Here is an 18,292-nt window from a genome sequence, read left to right on the forward strand (position 1 = left end):
TGTGGGCCGATATTGAAATTAGACAAGCATATGGAAAATGATCAACTTTCGAAGGCTGGGCATGAATTGACAATGGTCATGAATATGTCAATGGGAATGATGTCCAGTAATTGCGTTTGTCGTCGCCGCTATCTTCGAGCAGTAGAGCAATTATTTTGTGAAAAAGATAAAAAAGAAGCAGGAATTCAGCGCTGTCTCCGAGAACTGGTACGTACGCACAATCGAATAGCGTGTGAATGGCAGACATAATGACGCAGAAGCAGTGCAACGCACTGCTCCCTGCGTCATTCGTCATGTTACAGCCCAATTTTTTGAAAAAGAAGAAGGAGCGGAGGGAATTCATGTTGCGTTTTGAAAAACTGGCAAGGATAACGGTGTGGATGACGCTTGCAGTGTGTCTGATTGGCGCTGCCATACCTGACGTGTTGGCGAAGGTGGACGATGCAGAGGTAATCGACGTGCTCCGAGAGGAATCCGGGTATCGATTGAAGATGCCGGCATATGCGGGAATGGTGGAAGTGGAGTCGGAAGACTCCAGCCGTCATCCCTTGCAGGTGGAAGCGGTGGAGCTGCACGCTCCGGAGTGGGACGAGCATGGCGAGACCGTCTTGTTCCAACTGCTGGCGCAAAATCCGGAAGCGGATAGAGTTGCGCTCTATGTCAGCCTGTACAGCTACGGGAAGATTGATTACGTCGAAAGCGAGCTTAAAGACGGGGAAATGGCCTACAAGCTGGACAAAGCGACATTGGCGATGATCGGAAATCGCTTGATATCGTTGCAGTTCTCGGTTCTCGACCAGCAAGGGGAGGTCATCTTCGAAGCTCACGACATCCACTTCCGGTTCGCAGACAACGCCGTAGGGGCGATCGGCGATGCTCCGGTTAAGGCTAAGCCGGCATCGTCCCGGGTACTGGTTGACGGCAAGACGGTCGTATTCGAAGCCTATACGATTGGCGGGAACAATTACTTCAAGCTGCGGGACGTTGCGATGGCGCTGAACGGAAGCGCCAAGCGATTCGCTGTGGCGTGGGACGCGGATTCCGCTTCGATCGACCTGTTGCCGGGAGACGCTTATCAGCCTGTCGGGAATGAACTGAAGGCGGGGGCCGATGTGGCGGCGAAGCGAGGGAAGCCGGCTTCGGCATCGCTGTATCTGGATGGCGTGCAAGTGCTGGCGGCCGCTTACAACATTGAAGGAAGCAACTATTATAAGCTGAGGGACATCGCAAGGGCGATAGACTTCCAAGTGGGGTGGGATGCGGACTCAAGAACCGTGAGCCTCGTCACGAAGGAGCGCTATTCCGAGCAGTAATGTCTGACAAGGAAATATACTTGACAGCGGTATAGGCCTTCGTGTATGATAAGTAGCGTTGCATCACTGTCAAGGGAATGACCTTGACGGCCTGATCATAGCAATGGAATAGGGGGCAATGAAGGATGACCATGCAGGAACCGGATGCCCTGGCGAAGACGACAAGAATGAACTTGCTGCTGGACTTCTATGACAGCTTATTGACGGAGAAGCAGCGCACCATACTTACTTATTATTACCGCGACGACTTCTCGCTAGGCGAGATCGCGCTGGAATTCGATATTAGCCGTCAGGCAGTGTATGATAATATAAAGCGCGCGGAAGGCGCGCTGGAAGGTTACGAGAGCAAGCTGGGTCTGTTGATCAGGCATGAGCGGCTGCTTCGGCTGACGGAGCTGCTGGAGGAACGGCTTGATGCGATAGCGATGGAGGAATCGGATAAGCAATCCCTGAAGGAGGCTATCGCACAATTTCGCAACGATGAGGAATCGGCAATAGGAGGTGGCGACAGATCATGGCAGCATTTGAAAGCTTGAGCAGCCGACTGCAGAGCGTATTCAGCAAGCTGAAGGGCAAAGGCAAAGTATCGGAAAGCGACGTTAATGATGCAATGCGCGAGGTGCGTCTGGCGCTTCTGGAAGCCGACGTCAACTTCAAGGTCGTGAAGGAATTCATAGCCAAGGTGAAGGAGCAGGCCGTCGGACTGGAAGTGTCGAAGAGCTTCACTCCAGGCATGGTCGTCGTTGACATTGTCAATAAAGAATTGACGGAGTTAATGGGTGGTACGCAAGCCAAGCTGGCGAAGGCGAACAAGCCGCCCACCATTATTATGATGGCGGGTCTGCAGGGCGCGGGCAAGACGACGACGACAGGCAAGCTTGCGAAGCTCCTGCAGAAGGGCAATCACAAGCCGCTTCTCGTCGCGTGCGACATCTATCGTCCCGCTGCGATCAAGCAGCTGCAGGTGCTGGGAGACAGCATTGCCGCTCCCGTCTTCTCCATGGGAGACCAAGTCTCTCCGGTGCAGATCGCCGAAGAGGGCTTGCGCCATGCCAAGGAGAACGGCAACGACTATGTCATCATCGATACGGCGGGCCGCCTTCATATTGACGAAGCGCTTATGGAGGAGCTGAAGCAGATCCATGCCGTGGTGAAGCCCGATGAAGTGCTGCTCGTAGTGGATGCGATGACGGGCCAGGATGCGGTGAACGTGGCCAAGAGCTTCCATGAGCAATTGGAGCTGACCGGCGTCGTGCTGACGAAGCTGGACGGCGATACAAGGGGCGGTGCCGCGCTGTCCGTCAAATCCGTTACTGGATGTCCCATTAAATTCGCCGCGATGGGCGAGAAGATCGACTCCCTGGAGCCGTTCCATCCCGAGCGGATGGCTTCGCGAATTCTTGGCATGGGGGATATGCTGTCACTGATCGAGAAGGCGCAGGCCGGCATCGATGCCGAGAAGGCGGCAGAGATGGAACGGAAGATGCGTACGGCTGAGTTCACATTCGACGATTTTCTGGATCAGATGGAGCAGGTCCGCAAGCTGGGACCGCTGGATCAGATTATGGATATGCTTCCCGGCATGGGCAAGATGAAGGGCAGCATGAAGGATATGAAGGTGGACGAGAAGCAGCTTGGCCGGGTGGAAGCGATCGTCCGTTCCATGACGAAGGAAGAGAAGAGCAAGCCGGAATTGCTCAACCATAGCAGGCGCAAGCGGATTGCCGCCGGAAGCGGCGCCACGATCGTAGAAGTGAACCGCTTGATCAAGCAATTCGACGACATGCGCCGCATGATGAAGCAATTCTCCTCCATGATGGGGCCGAAAGGACCGAAAGGCATGAAGGGCGGTCGCAAAGGGCTGAAAGGCCTCATGGGCAAAAATATGAAATTTCCGTTTTGACGGCAGCTTGACCGCTGCCGACTAATTGAAGGAGGTGAATGATAATGGCAGTACGTATTCGCTTGAAACGTATGGGTGCGCACAAAGCGCCATTCTACCGCGTTGTTGTATCGGATTCCCGTTCCCCGCGCGATGGACGTTTTATTGAAGAGATCGGTACTTATAATCCAGTCGCTCAGCCAGCTCAAGTTTCCATTAACGAAGAGAAGGCTCTGAAGTGGCTTCAAACAGGAGCGCAAGCTTCTGATACCGTTCGCGATCTTCTTTCCAAAGCTGGTGTTCTGAAGAAGTTCCATGAGCTTAAGCAACAGAAATAACTGTTGAGTAGCGGAGGGCTTTGTTATGAAAGAATTAATTCTTGTCATTGCGAAGGCTTTGGTGGATCATCCGGATGAAGTGCGCGTGGAGGTAAGGGACGACGACCGCAGTACGGTTTACGAGCTGACGGTTCACCCTCGCGATGTCGGCAAGATTATCGGCAAGGGAGGGCGCATTGCCAAGGCGATGCGGACCGTTGTAACCTCGGCATCTGTGAAATCGGGCAAGCGGGTAATCGTAGACATTAACTCATAAGCGCATATGCCATGAGGGTCGGGATGTATATGTCCTGGCCCTCTTCTGCATGTTATAATGAACAGACTACATAATTAGAGGGATGAATGGCATGAACGGAAACTGGTATACGGTCGGCATCATTGTCAATACGCATGGCATACGAGGCGATCTGAAGGTTGTCTCCAAGACGGACTTCCCCGAGGAGAGATTCGCGCCGGGCAGCTCCCTTATGATGGTGTCGGATGATGAGAAGCAGTCCGTGCCCGTCACGATCGCTTCTTCCCGCGCCCATAAGAGCATGTACATCGTCAAGCTGGAAGGCTACGGCAACATTAATGAAGTCGAGACATATAAAGGCTGGATATTGAAGGTGTCGGAGGAGCAGCAAGGGGATCTGGATGAAGGCCAGTATTATTACCATGAGATCATCGGCTGCCGCGTCGTAACGGAAGCTGGAGAGCAACTCGGAGCTATATCCGAAATATTGAGTCCAGGCGCCAATGACGTATGGGTGGTGGAGCGCCCCAAAGGAGCCGGCAAGCCGATCCTGCTGCCTGTCATCGATGAGGTCGTGAAGTCGGTGGATGTGAAGGAGAAGGTTGTGACGGTCTCTCTAATGGAAGGGCTGGTCTAGCAATGAGAATCGACGTCCTCACTTTGTTCCCGGAGATGTTCGAAGGAGTGTTAAACGCCAGCATATTGGGAAAAGCGCGTCAGAAGGGCATTGTAGCTCTGGAGGCGGTTAACTTCAGGGAGTATTCCGAGAGCAAGCATAAAACGGTAGACGACTATCCCTATGGGGGCGGCGGGGGCATGGTGCTGAAGCCGGAGCCTGTATTCTCCGCGGTAGAAGACTTGCAGGAGAAGTCGAAGACTGCGCCGAGGGTAGTGTTGATGTGCCCGCAAGGCGAGCCCTTCACACAGCGAAAAGCGGAGGAGCTGGCCGGTGAACAACACTTGGTGCTCATATGCGGTCACTACGAAGGCTACGATGAGCGCATTCGGGAGCATCTCGTGACGGACGAGCTGTCTATCGGCGATTACGTGCTCACTGGAGGGGAGATTCCCGCTATGGCGGTCATCGACAGCGTAGTCCGCTTGTTGCCCGGTGTGCTGGGCAATGAATCGTCGGCCGTTACGGATTCTTACAGCACCGGACTGCTGGAGCATCCTCATTATACACGCCCCCCTGAATTCAGGGGCTGGAGCGTGCCGGAGGTGCTGCTGTCGGGTCATCATGAGAACATTGAGCGGTGGAGACGGGAGCAATCGCTGATGCGCACGCTGTCGCGGCGTCCCGATCTGCTGGGCGATGCGGAGCTGACGGACAAGGAACGAAAGTGGCTTGCGGAGAGAAGTGCCGCAACAAATAAATAAATATTGATTTCATGCCCGTCTTATGGTAATATTTCTAATGTTGTTTGTATAGTCGGACGGTCCGCTATAAGTGATGATGGAATCAATGGGGATTGCTGGAGCTTATAAGAACGTCTATGGTGGAAGGAGTGAACCCGAATGAGCATTGTACAAGAAATTACGAAAGAACAGATTCGCCAAGACATTCCCGCGTTTCGCCCTGGCGACACGTTGAAAGTGCACGTAAAGGTTATCGAGGGATCCCGCGAGCGTATCCAGCTGTTCGAAGGCGTTGTAATCAAACGTCGTGGCGGCGGTATTAGCGAGACTTTTACTGTTCGCAAAATTTCTTACGGTGTTGGCGTGGAGAGAACATTCCCGCTTCACTCGCCGAAGATCGACAAGATCGAAGTGGCTCGCCGCGGTAAAGTGCGTCGCGCTAAGCTGTACTATCTGCGCAGCCTGCGTGGCAAGGCGGCAAGAATTAAAGAGATTCGTTAAGATGAAACGTCAAGAGGGGCTTGCAAAGACAAGCTCCTTTTCGTTTTTTATGCAAATTACGTACAAGAAGAGAGGGCATGCATATGGATTCGCAGCATCCAAACGACGAACAGGAAACGAAGCGTGATCAACCTTTGACTGAACCGTTAAATCCTCAGCATGCTGATGACGCATCGCCCGAAGGGAAAGCTTCGCGCAAGAGCAATTCCGCCTACAAGGAAATTGTGGAGTGGATTAAAGCGCTGGCCATAGCAGTCGTGCTGGTATTTATCATTCGTCAATTCCTATTCTCTCCTTTTATTGTAGATGGACCATCCATGCAGCCTAACTTTGAGACGGGCGAACGCTTGATCGTCAACAAAATATTATACAGATTCAGAGAGCCGGAGTTCGGAGAAGTCGTTGTATTCGACGTGCCGGAGCAGAACAGAAAGTTCATTAAACGGGTCATCGGCGTGCCGGGCGACCGGATTCGCGTCGAGGGCGACGATCTGTACATTAACGATCAAAAAATGGAAGAGCCGTATATTAAAGAAGCGATTGAGAAAAGCCGGGCAAATGGGGAACTATATAACGGGATCGGTACCCGATACAACTTCCCTAACGATTCCTTCAAGGAAACGACTGTGCCGGAAGGCATGATATTCGCTCTCGGCGATAACAGAGGCAACAGCACAGACAGCCGGGCGATCGGCTTCGTGTCGGAGGATGAAATTGTAGGTCGAGCCGACGTCATCTTCTGGCCGCTTAACAAAATCGAATTCATTAAGCACAATTATTAGTTAGGGTGAAGCAAGCCATGACCATACAATGGTTCCCGGGCCATATGACCCGGGCGAGAAGACAAATACAGGACAAGCTGAAGCTGATCGATATCGTAATCGAGCTGCTTGACGCCCGCGTTCCGCTATCCAGCCGCAATCCCATGATTGACGAGGTGCTGCAAGGAAAACCAAGGCTGATCGTCTTGAATAAAAGCGATCTTGCCGACGCCACGGCTACGGAACAGTGGAAGGCTTACTTCCAGCATGAAGGCCACGTCTGTCTGGCGGTCGATTCCTCTACCGGCAGCCATGTCGGCGAAATTCCCCATAAGGCCAGAGAAATTCTGCATGAGATGATTGCGAAGCAGCAGGCCAAAGGGATGAATCCAAGAGCCGTAAGAGGGCTGATTGTCGGCATTCCCAATGTTGGCAAGTCTACGCTGATCAACCGTCTCGCAGGACGGAATATTGCGGCGACTGGCGATAAGCCAGGCGTGACGAAAGGGCAGCAGTGGATCAAGGTCGGTAGCGAGATGGAGCTGCTGGATACGCCGGGCATATTGTGGCCGAAGTTCGAGGATCAGCAGGTTGGGTATCGGCTTGCGATGACCGGAGCGATCAAGGAGCAGGTGCTGCATATCGACGACATTGCCTTCTATGCCATACGGGAATTGCTGGGTCGCTACTGGGCGGAACTGAAGGCTAGATACGGCCTGGAGCTGGATAGACCTGACGATCCTGAAGATAATGAAGCGATCGTATCGGTAATGGAAGGAATAGGCCGCAAGCGCGGTTGTCTCGTCAGTGGCGGCCATGTCGATCTGGAGAAAGCGTCCGGCATTATACTGCGCGATCTTCGGGCAGGCAAGCTGGGACGGATTACGCTGGAGATGCCTTATGACGATATGCCTGCACGGGAGCAATAGAGTGTATTCCTCATGGGAGCGAGGGAGCAAGGGAGTAGATGTCAAGTGCTGCAATACGAAGAAATATTATGGGATGACGGGCATGCCTCTGTCGCAGGGGTCGACGAGGTAGGCCGAGGTTGTCTGTTCGGTGATGTTGTTGCAGGCGCGGTTATCCTGCCTCCGCATCTCGTAATCGACGGCATCAACGATTCCAAGAAGCTTAGTGAGAAGAAGCGGGAAGAGTTGTTCGCCATCATAACGGAGCAATGCGTTGCTTGGTCTGTCGCACGCGTCGACGCGCGAACGATCGATGAGATCAACATTAAGCAGGCCGCTCGGCTCGCCATGAAGCTAGCGGTGCAATCACTCGCCGTTCCGGCGGAATACTTGTTGGTGGATGCGGAGCAGGTTGATCTGGATGTGCCGCAGCAAGGCATCGTGAAGGGCGACGCGAACAGCCAATCCATCGCCGCGGCGTCTATCGTGGCGAAAGTGACAAGAGACAGACTATGCCTGCAGGAATGGGAAGAGCAGTTCCCGCAATATGGCATTGCCGTACATAAAGGCTACGCTACCAAGCAGCACCGGGAGATGCTGCTGCAGCATGGCCCCAGCTCGCTGCATCGCCGCACGTTCTTGAAGAAGCTGCTTGGAGATGTTTGAATACGATCGTACCAATCGCCCCTTTGAGGCAGTGCGGATTCCCGCCGCTAGCCTTGAACGGGCGATTTTTCGGTATCCCTACAGGCGAAGGGGACCGAAGCCGATATAATAAGTACTAAGTATGAAGCAAGCGTGTTAGCGTTCGGAGGAGTTGGGCCAATGAATATCAGTCAAATGATGAGAGGATTACTGGGGGATGCGGTGAGCGGCGAGACCCGCGCCATGGAGCTGAAGGTAGGTCAGGTCGTGAGGGGCGTCGTCATGAAGTTGCTGGATAATAATGAAGCGATTGTACAGATCAACGGGGTCACGATACGGGCGAAGCTGGAGATGCCGCTGCAAGCGGGACAGTCGGCTTACTTGCAGGTACAACCGGAATCCAGAGGCTCTATGGTCGTGCTGAAGGGGGTCGACCCCGGCGCGCTTGGGCTGGCGGACGGCGCGCTGCGAGATCTGGTAAAGCTGCTCGGTCTGCCGGACGGCAGATGGGCGGAGGAGTTGGTCAAGGGGCTGCGAAGCGAAGGCATTCCGTTCGACAGGGAGACAGGCCGCGCATTCCGTCAAGCGGTGACTGTCATGCCGGGAGGCATGCAGCATGAGCAGTGGATTGAGGCTGCCGCCGCCGCGTTCAAGAGGGGATTGCCGATGACGGCTGGCTCGATAGCCGCCATGCATCAGCTTATGTTCGGACAGCAGCTCCATACGCTGCTGGATACGATGCGCGGCCAGTTGCTCGGCTTATCGCAGCAGCAAGCGCAAGGCACTCTGCAAGCGGCTCTGCCGGCCGCAGGTGCAGAGACAGGGCAGGCTGCAGTAACACGACTGCTTACGCTGCTGGAGGGGGGAGAGCAGCTTCTGCGCGCCCTGGGGAGTTCTGCGGCGCCCGGGGAGGGCTCTGTCGCTGCCAAGGGGCAAGGAGCAGCCCTGCAGATGCAACCGCCGGGAGGGGGCATGCGAGAGGCGGCAGTACAGGCTCCTGCGGCAGCGCTTAACGCGATGATGGCCGACGAAGGGGGCGGTTTGTCGTCAAGCAAGCCGAATCCTTCGGGCAACTGGCTGGGAAGCATGATGAAATGGCTCGGCGTCGACCATGAACACCTGCTCGCCAAATCCGTAGCGATGGACCAAGCTGGCGCCTCATCGCCAAGAACGGCCGATGGAGCGGCTGCAGGCTCGGCAGCAAGGGCCGGCATAGCGGGGGCCGAGAACCAGATGTCTGCCGGGAACGGCCAGGTAACCAGACAAGAGGGAGCGAACGGCGGAGCGGCGGAGGCGCAGCAAGCCGGTACTAGAGCGCAAGCTGCTGCAGGTGCAGCTTCAGCGGCTTCGAGTGCGTCTGCCGGAACGATAGCGGCTCAGGCGGCAGGTGCGGAAGCGCCCTCGCAAGAGGCGGGTGGCAGACCGGCGCCTGCCCAGACACCGGGAAGCGCGCCGATGCAGCATGCAGTCGCTGGTGAGCGGCCGTTGACGGAAGCTGTCCCGCAGCCTGCTGCCGGAGGAGCTGCAACGTCGGGAATGGCTGCGCAGGAAGCGCAAGTTCCGGATACGATGAAGAGTGCGCTGCTCCAGTTGATTCATGCGACCGACATCCCTGCTACTGTCAAGGAGACGGCCCAGCAACTGCTGAATCAGATTACCGGTCAGCAGCTGCTTATGACGCCGGAGCGGAACAGCTCCGTGTTGTCGCATGTAACGATGTTCATTCCGATCCATGACGGAGATGGCAGGGAGACAGCTTCCGTACATATCCAGACAAGGCGGGGGCGGCGAGGCGAGCTTGATGCCGACAACTGCCGTCTGCTGTTCGATCTGTCCATGCGCACGCTGGGCAATATGCTGGTGGATGTTCATGTCATGGACAAAATTGTCAGCTTGAACATATGGAACGACCACCCGTACATGGAAGGAATGCTGGAGGAGTTCAGGGACGATATGGGAGAGCGGATTGGAGCGGCGGGCTACCAGCTGTTGTCGCTGCGAACGACACCATTGCCGAAGGAAGGGGATATTGCTGCTGAAGCTCCGGCGAAGAAGAAGCTTCAGCAGCCGCCGGACTTGGCCCAGTTCACATCGACCCGTTACCGAGGAGTTGATCTGAAAGTATGACGAAGGAGCAAGAGGGGAGCGAACAGTCGGCGCGTCCTGCCATCCGCAAGGCGGTTGCATTGAAGTACGAGCCCGGCGAGAAGACTGTGCCAGTACTCGTTGCGAAGGGAAGCGGCGAGCTCGCAGATCGCATCGTGGAGAAAGCAAGGGAGAGCGGAGTCCCGTTGCAAGAGGATGCTTCGCTTGTGGAAGTATTGTCCAAGCTGGATGTCGATCAGGAAATTCCTCCTGAGCTATATACGCTGGTCGCGGAGATTTTAAGCTTCGTGTACCGGTCCGACCGGAGGGCGAGGGAGATGCAGCATGAGCTTTGACAGAGGGGCCGTCGGAAGAATAGGGGAGGAGGCAGCATGCCGTCTGCTGGAATCGGCGGGTTACGCCATTGTGGAACGGAATTGGCGCTGCAAGCTTGGTGAGCTGGATATTGTCGCTCGTCAAGGCGATGTGCTTGTTATCGTGGAGGTGAGGACGAGGCGAACCGCTACATTGGGACGATACGGAATGGCGGAGGAGTCCGTCGGCTTCCGCAAGAAGATGAAGCTGAGAAGTCTGGCCCAGGCCTATGTGAAGACGCTGAAGCAGCCGGCCCAGCGCCTTCGGTTCGACGTCATCGCCATCTATATCGGAGATGACGGGAAGATGGAGAGATATAAGCATTACGAATACGCATTCTAGATTCAATCAAGGCTCAACTCTCCGATAAGATATCGCTTCGGCAACATGCTCCGAACGAACGGAGTCGCAATCTTCAAGATCGGCAATCGTCCTCGCCAGCTTCAATATCCGGTCATAAGCCCGCATGCTGATGCCCAGCGCTTCGAAAGCGTTGTCCAGCAGCATGCGGGCGTCGGCATGCAATGCGGCGGCGCGCAGAAGTCCGCTCCCTGTAAGCTCGCTGTTGAAGCGGACTCCGTATGTCCGGTTGCGCTCCAGCTGCCTCGTGCGTGCGGCAACGACCTGCCGCTGCAGCTCGACAGTCGTGAGCCCGCGCTCTCCGGCCCGATGCTGATCGAAGCGGGGGCGGGGCACCTCCAGCTGCAGATCGATCCGATCCAGGAGCGGTCCCGACAGCTTGGAGCGGTAACGGGCGATCGAAGTCGGACTGCATGTGCATATCTTCTCGCCATGCTCATAGCCGAAGTAGCCGCATGGGCAGGGGTTGTAAGATACGGCCAGCATCAGATTGGCCGGGAACTGCACAGTCGCCCGGGAGCGGGAGATGGTGACGATGCGGTCCTCCAGCGGCTGCCGGAGCAGCTCAAGAACGGCGCGAGGGAATTCGGGCAGCTCATCCAGGAACAGGATGCCGCGATGCGCCAGCGTCACTTCTCCGGGCTTGGGGATGGAGCCTCCGCCGATCATGCCTCCGGCCGATATGGAATGGTGCGGGGCACGGAAGGGAGGGCTCGCCATAAGCCCTCTCGCCCCATCCGACAGCTTGCCCGCAACGCTGTAGATCTTCGTCACCTCAAGCGCTTCTTCTTCGACGAGAGGCGGCAGAATGCCGGGCAATCGGCGGATCATCATTGTTTTGCCCGTTCCGGGCGGTCCGCACAGTAGAATGTTATGCTTGCCGCTCGCGGCAATGAGCATGGCCCGCTTCGCTTGCTGCTGCCCGATCACATCATGAAAGTCGAGTCCGTCCTGCGGGGGAGAGTCGGGAAGGCGACGCTTGCCGCTGTCCGCTGCGGCATGACGAAGCCGCTCCCAGCCCCGCTCCGCGCCTCCGCCCGCCAGTTCATGCAGATGCGTCAAGCCATACAGCTCCATACCGGATATCCATGCCGCCTCTTGCACGTTGCCTGCCGGAAGGAGCACGCGGCTGATACCGCTTCGCTTCGCCCGCTCCAGCATGGCAAGTACGCCCGGCACCGGGCCGATGGAACCGCTAAGCGACAGCTCGCCGATAAGAAGCGTGTCCTTGAAGGGAGCGCCGCCCAATTGTCCGCTTGCGGTCAGGATGCCAGCGGCGATTGCCACATCGAAGGCAGTGCCCTCCTTGCGCAGATCCGCCGGTGCAAGGTTCACCGTGATCCGTTCCATCGGAAAGTTGAAGCCGCTGTTCTTCAGCGCAGCGCGAACCCGTTCTACCGATTCCCGCACGGCGGGGTCGGGCAAGCCGACGATATGCACCTGGGGCAATCCGTTGCTGATGTCCACTTCCACACAGATATTTTTACCTTCTACTCCGAATACACTGGCACTGTGTATGGCATTGTACACAAAAAAAGCACCTCCATTGTTTACGAATGAAGGTGCTTCCTCACATTTAACGTTTATCGACAGAATATCTCAAAACATGTTCGGATGTCAATCTGTGCGGAGCGATTATTTGGCAAGCTTTAGGCCATACTAGTTGTCGTGGCTTTATTTCATCTCATTTTGAGATGATATCCATATCAAAAAAGCCTATGGATTCTGTCAGAAAAATAAGGTGCAAGTCGTCGAAAGATGCTACAATAAGAAAAGTTTGTGTGTACATATGACTGATAAGAGTCTGTGAAATGGAGGATTTCAACATGAACATCCATGAGTATCAAGGGAAAGCGGTACTGAAGCAGTATGGTGTAGTCGTGCCGGAGGGCAAGGTGGCATTCACCGTCGACGAGGCGGTTGAAGCGGCCAAGGAGCTCGGCACTTCCGTTGTGGTCGTAAAAGCGCAAATTCATGCGGGCGGCCGCGGCAAAGCAGGCGGTGTCAAGGTTGCAAAAAATCTGGACGAGGTTCGTGCATACGCAAGCGAGATTCTGGGCAAGACGCTTGTTACACATCAAACAGGTCCTGAAGGCAAGGAAGTTAAGCGCCTTCTTATTGAACAAGGATGCGATATAAAGAAAGAATATTACATCGGCGTGGTGCTTGATCGCGCAACAGGCCGCGTAACGATGATGGCCTCCGAAGAGGGCGGCACGGAAATCGAGGAAGTGGCGGAAGCGACTCCAGAGAAGATTTTCAAGGAAGTCATCGATCCCGCCGTCGGCATGCAAGCATTCCAGGCGCGCAAGCTGGCGTATGCCATCAACATTCCGAAGGAGCTTGTGAACAAGGCTGTGAAGTTCATGCTTGCTCTGTACACGGCTTTCGTCGAGAAGGACTGCTCCATTGCGGAGATCAATCCGCTCGTTGTAACCGGCGACGGCAACGTGATGGCGCTTGACGCCAAGCTGAACTTCGACTCCAATGCGCTGTACCGTCACAAGGACATTCTGGAGTTGCGCGATCTGGACGAAGAGGATCCGAAGGAAATCGAAGCGTCCAAGTACGACCTGAGCTACATCGCGCTTGACGGCAACATCGGCTGCATGGTTAACGGCGCAGGCCTTGCGATGGCTACGATGGACATTATCAAATATTACGGCGGCGACCCTGCGAACTTCCTGGACGTAGGGGGCGGCGCGACGAAAGAGAAAGTAACGGAAGCTTTCAAAATCATTCTGTCCGACGAAAAAGTAAAAGGCATCTTCGTCAACATCTTCGGCGGCATTATGAAATGCGATATTATTGCCGAAGGCGTCGTGGCTGCCGCGAAAGAGCTTGGCCTTGACCGCCCGCTCGTCGTACGCCTCGAAGGCACGAACGTGGAATTGGGCAAGAACATTCTGAACGAATCCGGCTTGAATATCGTAGCAGCTGACTCCATGTCCGACGGTGCGCAGAAGATCGTTGCCCTCGTGAAATAAGCTTGATTGCGGCTCTACTAATAAGACTACCTCTATCGCGTATAGAATTCATTCAGGGGATGTGAGTTAAGTTGAGTATACTGGTAAACAAAGATACAAAGGTGATCACACAAGGCATCACGGGCGAGACTGGCAAGTTTCACGCGAAAGGTGCGCTGGACTACGGTACTCAAATGGTGGGCGGCGTAACACCGGGTAAAGGCGGAACCAATGTGGACATTACGCTGGAGAGCGGCTCCACCGTCTCTCTTCCAGTGTTCAATACGGTACAGGAGGCCGTTACGGCTACCGGTGCTAACGCTTCCGTTATATACGTACCGCCGGCATTCGCGGCGGACGCCATTATGGAGGCAGTTGACGCGGAGCTCGATCTCGTCATCTGCATCACAGAAGGTATTCCGGTGCTGGACATGGTGAAAGTGAAGCGTTATATGGAAGGCAGCAAGACCGTTCTGATCGGACCTAACTGCCCTGGCGTTATTACACCTGGCGAATGCAAGATCGGCATTATGCCTGGCTATATCCATACGATAGGCCATGTAGGCGTCGTATCCAGATCCGGAACGCTCACATACGAAGCCGTTCATCAGCTTACCACTCGCGGCATTGGACAATCGTCCGCTGTAGGTATTGGCGGCGACCCGGTGAAAGGCTCCGAGTTTATCGACATATTGAGTCGCTTCAATGACGATCCCGATACGTATGCCGTGATCATGATCGGTGAAATCGGCGGTACGGCCGAGGAAGAAGCAGCTGAGTGGATTAAAGCGAACATGAAGAAGCCGGTTGTCGGCTTTATCGGCGGCGCTACAGCGCCTCCAGGGAAGCGCATGGGCCATGCGGGCGCCATCATTTCCGGCGGTAAAGGAACAGCAGCCGAGAAAATTGCAACTTTGGAAGCATGCGGCATTAAAGTGGCTCCAACGCCTTCCGACATGGGCTCCACGCTCGTAAGCGTCCTGGAGGAGCAAGGACTTCTGGAGAAGTGCACGACAGTCAAATCTTCTTAATCGAAGAGATGTAATTTATGAGGCAAGCAGCCTTTCGGCGTCAAGGACGTCCGGAGGGCTGTTTTTTTCGTTTTGTCATACATGTACTGGAAAAAATGTTGAAATTGCATGAAAGAAATGAAAAGGTTGACTTGCATTCTGCAGCCGTGTAAGACACAATAGAAAAGTATGCAAGCCAGCCCTAATGAACCTATTCAGGAGAGAGGGTTGGTGGACATGGATACATGGCAGCAGCAAGAGAAAGAAATGGTGCTAGCCTTTCATGAGATTCCCGGAATTGGCTGGCACGCCATTAAGAAGGCGGTCAAGCATCAGTTATGGCGCAAAGAGAATTGGACGCGAGACGATCTGCTGGATATCGGCCTTCGTCCCGGTCAAGCTCAGAAGGCTGCGGACTACTTCCGGGAGCATGCATGGCGCAGCACAACTTCAGGATCATTGAAGATGAAGCATTGCGGTGCTTCCATTCTGACACCTTATGACGCTCAGTATCCAACGCTGCTGAAGGAATGCCCGCAGCCCCCATGGGTACTGTATGCGATTGGAAGGTTGGAGCTGCTGGAGAGACCTGCAGTTGCGATTGTTGGCACAAGGGTGCCGACAGCATATGGCAGGCATGTAGCAACAGTAATGGCAAGGAAGCTGTCTGCAGCAGGATTGACCATCGTTAGCGGACTGGCCAGAGGCATCGACAGTCGGGCGCACGAGGCGGCTCTGGAGGAGAGGGGCGGGACGATTGCCGTATTGCCTACACCGATCGACGATTGCTATCCCCCTCAGAACGAATCGCTGTATCGGCGCATCGCGGAGCGCGGACTGCTTCTATCGGAGACTCCGCTGGGCTCCGGGCTGCATCCCGGTCAATTCCACCAGCGCAATCGTGTCATTGCGGGACTTTCCAGAGCGGCGATCGTCGTAGAAGGAGCCAGTCGAAGCGGTTCACTTATTACGGCTGCTCACGCGCGCGACATGGATCGGGAGCTGTTCGCGGTTCCGGGGCCGATCAACTCGCCCAGGAGCGAAGGCCCTAATGAACTGATTGCGAAGGGGATGGCCATCCTTATGCATTCTGCAGAGCAAGTGTTCCAGGAATTGCTGTGGCTGCGCGGAATGGTGGAGGCTTGCGACAGGGCGGAGGGGCAGCATGACAGCGCAGCATCCGCAGCGAAGGAGGCGGAGCCGGCGACTTCGGAGGAACGGAAGGTATTGGCGCTGCTGTGCGAGCGCCCTATGAGCCTCGATGAGCTTCAGGAGCTAACGGCGTTTCCATTTGGACATTTGAGCTCCATTCTGCTAAATTTATGTATAAAACGAAGGATCGAGCAGCAAGCGGGATCCTTATACATGGTATTGTAACTTGTCGTAGAGAGAGGAGGCACCTCACATGGCAGATTCATTGGTTATCGTGGAATCACCTGCTAAAGCCAAAACGATCGGCAAATATTTGGGAAGCAAATATATCGTGAAAGCGTCTATGGGTCATATTCGGGATTTGCCTAAGAGCCAGATCGGCGTTGAGGTCGAGAACGAATTTAAGCCTAAATATATTACAATTAGAGGCAAGGGCAACGTATTGAAAGAGCTGAAGGATGCGCGGAAGAAAGTGAAGCATGTGTATCTGGCGGCTGACCCCGATCGCGAAGGCGAGGCGATCGCGTGGCATCTTGCTCATTATCTGGAGCTTAACGAAACGGATACCTGTCGTGTAGTGTTTAATGAAATAACGAAGCAAGCCGTTAAGGAGGCGTTCAAGACGCCTCGCAAAATTAATATGGATCTCGTTAACGCGCAGCAAGCGAGACGGATACTGGATCGGCTGGTCGGCTACAAGATTAGTCCGCTGCTGTGGAAGAAAGTGAAGAAAGGCTTATCGGCAGGCCGCGTGCAATCCGTAGCCGTCAAGCTGATTATTGACCGGGAGAACGAGATCGACGCGTTCATTCCTGAAGAGTACTGGTCGATTACGGCCAAGCTGCAGCATGGAGGAAAACCGTTCGAAGCGAAATTCCATAGCTTGAACGGGTCGAAGAAGGAGCTTGGCAACCAGGCCGAAGTACAGGAGATTCTGAAGGGAATCGAGGGCAAGGACTTCGTCGTAGCCAATGTGAAGGAGAAGGAGCGTCTGCGCAATCCGGCGCCGCCGTTCATTACCAGCTCCTTGCAGCAGGAAGCCGCGCGCAAGATCGGCTTCCGCGCGTCCAAGACGATGTCGGTCGCACAGCAGCTCTATGAAGGAGTGGAGCTGGGCAAAGAAGGAACGGTCGGTCTTATTACGTATATGAGAACCGATTCTACCCGGATATCACCAGTGGCCCAAGAAGAGGCCAAGACGTATATTTCCGAGAAGTATGGTGCGGATTATGTGCCGGAGCAGCCACGCGTCTATACGAAGAAGAACAGCAACGCGCAGGATGCGCACGAAGCGATTCGTCCGACGTCCATTATGCGCGATCCCGATACGATGAAGCCATTCTTGTCGCGAGACCAGATAAGGCTCTACAAGCTCATCTGGGAGCGATTTGCTTCTAGCCAGATGGCTTCAGCCGTACTGGATACGATGACGGTAGATTTGCAATGCGGCGATTCAACTTTCCGCGCTACCGGCTCCAAGATCAAATTCGCGGGCTTTATGAAGGTGTATGTGGAGGGCAATGATGACGGTACGGTGGAGGAGCATAAGCTGCTTCCGCCGCTTGCGCAAGACGATGTGGTAAAGGCCGAGGAAATTGAACCGAAGCAGCACTTTACGCAGCCGCCTCCGCGATACTCCGAAGCGAGACTCGTTCGCACGTTGGAGGAGCTGGGCATCGGCAGGCCGAGCACCTATGCTCCGACGCTGGAGACGATCCAGAAGCGCGGATACATCGCCATGGAAGAGAAGAAGTTTTTCCCGACCGAGCTGGGCGAATTGGTGATTCAACTGATGGAGGAGTTCTTCCCGGAAATTCTGGACGTCGAGTTCACGGCCAACATGGAAGGGGATCTCGACCATGTGGAAGAAGGCACGGAGGATTGGGTCAAGGTGCTTGCGAACTTCTATGAGTCCTTCGAGCAACGGCTGGAAGTAGCCGAAGAGGAAATGAAGGAAATCGAAATTCAGGATGAAGTATCCGACGAGATATGCGAGAAGTGCGGAATGCCGCTAGTATACAAGATGGGCAGATTCGGCAAGTTCCTGGCTTGCTCGGGCTTCCCGGATTGCCGCAACACGAAGCCGATCGTGAAGGATGTCGGCGTCGAATGTCCGAAATGCCGAGAGGGCAAAATCATCGAGCGGCGCAGCAAGAAAGGGAGAATCTTCTACGGCTGCGACCAGTATCCGGGCTGCGACTTCGTCTCTTGGGATAAGCCGACGAACAAAACCTGTCCTAGTTGCGACAGCATGCTGGTCGAGAAACGCAATCGCTCTGGCGCAAGACTGCAATGCGTCTCCTGCGACTACACGGAAGAATTGATTGAAGAAGAAGAACAAGCTTAATGCTGCGGAATCGATCCGTATAACTAATACACACAACTCCGTCCTCCCTCACCAG

20 protein-coding genes are annotated in these 18,292 nt (G+C 54.9%); 19 read left to right on the plus strand and 1 reads right to left on the minus strand.

What is annotated here, in order from left to right:
- From M6D81_RS00005 to M6D81_RS00075, 15 genes are all read left to right on the plus strand, one after another.
- Window positions 1-249, plus strand: a 249-nt coding sequence (locus M6D81_RS00005) for a hypothetical protein (RefSeq protein ID WP_262674677.1), incomplete at its 5' end; no start/stop codon positions are given.
- Window positions 250-341: 92 nt separating this feature from the next.
- Window positions 342-1,313, plus strand: a complete 972-nt coding sequence (locus M6D81_RS00010) for a copper amine oxidase N-terminal domain-containing protein (protein WP_262674679.1) — start codon at window positions 342-344, stop codon at window positions 1,311-1,313.
- Window positions 1,314-1,438: 125 nt separating this feature from the next.
- Window positions 1,439-1,849 (plus strand): putative DNA-binding protein, encoded by a 411-nt coding sequence (locus tag M6D81_RS00015; RefSeq protein WP_410795669.1) that lies wholly within the window; start codon window positions 1,439-1,441, stop codon window positions 1,847-1,849.
- Window positions 1,828-3,216: a signal recognition particle protein gene (gene ffh / locus M6D81_RS00020; RefSeq protein WP_262674680.1), complete on the plus strand. Its 1,389-nt coding sequence runs from the start codon at window positions 1,828-1,830 to the stop codon at window positions 3,214-3,216. Before M6D81_RS00015 ends, ffh begins: the two co-directional genes overlap by 22 nt.
- Window positions 3,217-3,260: 44 nt before the next feature.
- Window positions 3,261-3,533, plus strand: coding sequence for a 30S ribosomal protein S16 (gene rpsP / locus M6D81_RS00025; protein WP_262674681.1), 273 nt, complete (start codon window positions 3,261-3,263; stop codon window positions 3,531-3,533).
- A gap of 25 nt (window positions 3,534-3,558) precedes the next feature.
- Complete coding sequence (locus M6D81_RS00030; RefSeq protein WP_262674682.1) at window positions 3,559-3,789, plus strand: KH domain-containing protein; 231 nt, start codon at window positions 3,559-3,561, stop codon at window positions 3,787-3,789.
- Between the two features lie 91 nt (window positions 3,790-3,880).
- Window positions 3,881-4,405 carry a ribosome maturation factor RimM gene (rimM, locus tag M6D81_RS00035; protein WP_262674684.1) on the plus strand — a complete coding sequence of 175 codons (525 nt, stop codon included), beginning with the start codon at window positions 3,881-3,883 and terminating at the stop codon, window positions 4,403-4,405.
- A 2-nt stretch (window positions 4,406-4,407) separates the two neighbouring features.
- Window positions 4,408-5,148 carry a tRNA (guanosine(37)-N1)-methyltransferase TrmD gene (trmD, locus tag M6D81_RS00040; protein WP_262674685.1) on the plus strand — a complete coding sequence of 247 codons (741 nt, stop codon included), beginning with the start codon at window positions 4,408-4,410 and terminating at the stop codon, window positions 5,146-5,148.
- 138 nt (window positions 5,149-5,286) lie between these two features.
- Window positions 5,287-5,628: a 50S ribosomal protein L19 gene (gene rplS / locus M6D81_RS00045; protein WP_262674686.1), complete on the plus strand. Its 342-nt coding sequence runs from the start codon at window positions 5,287-5,289 to the stop codon at window positions 5,626-5,628.
- 77 nt (window positions 5,629-5,705) lie between these two features.
- Entirely contained in the window at window positions 5,706-6,410 is a 705-nt protein-coding gene (lepB, locus tag M6D81_RS00050) for a signal peptidase I (RefSeq protein WP_262674687.1), read from the plus strand.
- A 17-nt stretch (window positions 6,411-6,427) separates the two neighbouring features.
- A complete protein-coding gene (gene ylqF, locus M6D81_RS00055) occupies window positions 6,428-7,318 on the plus strand; it encodes a ribosome biogenesis GTPase YlqF (protein WP_262674688.1) in 891 nt (296 codons plus the stop codon).
- A 12-nt stretch (window positions 7,319-7,330) separates the two neighbouring features.
- Entirely contained in the window at window positions 7,331-7,963 is a 633-nt protein-coding gene (locus tag M6D81_RS00060) for a ribonuclease HII (protein ID WP_410795670.1), read from the plus strand.
- A gap of 159 nt (window positions 7,964-8,122) precedes the next feature.
- On the plus strand, window positions 8,123-10,069 hold the full coding sequence (locus tag M6D81_RS00065) for a hypothetical protein (protein ID WP_262674690.1): 1,947 nt from the start codon (window positions 8,123-8,125) through the stop codon (window positions 10,067-10,069).
- A complete protein-coding gene (locus tag M6D81_RS00070; RefSeq protein WP_262674691.1) occupies window positions 10,066-10,383 on the plus strand; it encodes an EscU/YscU/HrcU family type III secretion system export apparatus switch protein in 318 nt (105 codons plus the stop codon). The genes M6D81_RS00065 and M6D81_RS00070 overlap by 4 nt, the downstream gene beginning before the upstream one ends.
- Window positions 10,373-10,744, plus strand: a complete 372-nt coding sequence (locus M6D81_RS00075; RefSeq protein ID WP_262674692.1) for a YraN family protein — start codon at window positions 10,373-10,375, stop codon at window positions 10,742-10,744. Before M6D81_RS00070 ends, M6D81_RS00075 begins: the two co-directional genes overlap by 11 nt.
- A gap of 6 nt (window positions 10,745-10,750) precedes the next feature.
- Here M6D81_RS00075 and M6D81_RS00080 read toward each other — a convergent pair whose 3' ends face one another.
- On the minus strand, window positions 10,751-12,292 hold the full coding sequence (locus M6D81_RS00080; RefSeq protein ID WP_262674693.1) for a YifB family Mg chelatase-like AAA ATPase: 1,542 nt from the start codon (window positions 12,290-12,292) through the stop codon (window positions 10,751-10,753).
- Window positions 12,293-12,588: 296 nt separating this feature from the next.
- Here M6D81_RS00080 and sucC point away from each other — a divergent pair, with 296 nt between their 5' ends.
- The 4 genes from sucC (at window position 12,589) to topA (ending at window position 18,237) form a co-directional block, all read left to right on the plus strand.
- Window positions 12,589-13,749: an ADP-forming succinate--CoA ligase subunit beta gene (gene sucC, locus M6D81_RS00085; protein ID WP_262674694.1), complete on the plus strand. Its 1,161-nt coding sequence runs from the start codon at window positions 12,589-12,591 to the stop codon at window positions 13,747-13,749.
- A gap of 71 nt (window positions 13,750-13,820) precedes the next feature.
- Entirely contained in the window at window positions 13,821-14,759 is a 939-nt protein-coding gene (sucD, locus tag M6D81_RS00090) for a succinate--CoA ligase subunit alpha (RefSeq protein WP_262674695.1), read from the plus strand.
- Between the two features lie 216 nt (window positions 14,760-14,975).
- A complete protein-coding gene (gene dprA / locus M6D81_RS00095) occupies window positions 14,976-16,115 on the plus strand; it encodes a DNA-processing protein DprA (protein ID WP_262675073.1) in 1,140 nt (379 codons plus the stop codon).
- A 28-nt stretch (window positions 16,116-16,143) separates the two neighbouring features.
- Complete coding sequence (topA, locus tag M6D81_RS00100) at window positions 16,144-18,237, plus strand: type I DNA topoisomerase (protein ID WP_262674696.1); 2,094 nt, start codon at window positions 16,144-16,146, stop codon at window positions 18,235-18,237.
- The last annotated feature ends 55 nt before the right edge of the window (window positions 18,238-18,292 follow it).

Origin of the sequence: Paenibacillus sp. J5C2022 (assembly GCF_025567625.1) — a bacterium.
Classification (GTDB): Bacteria; Bacillota; Bacilli; order Paenibacillales; family Paenibacillaceae; genus Pristimantibacillus.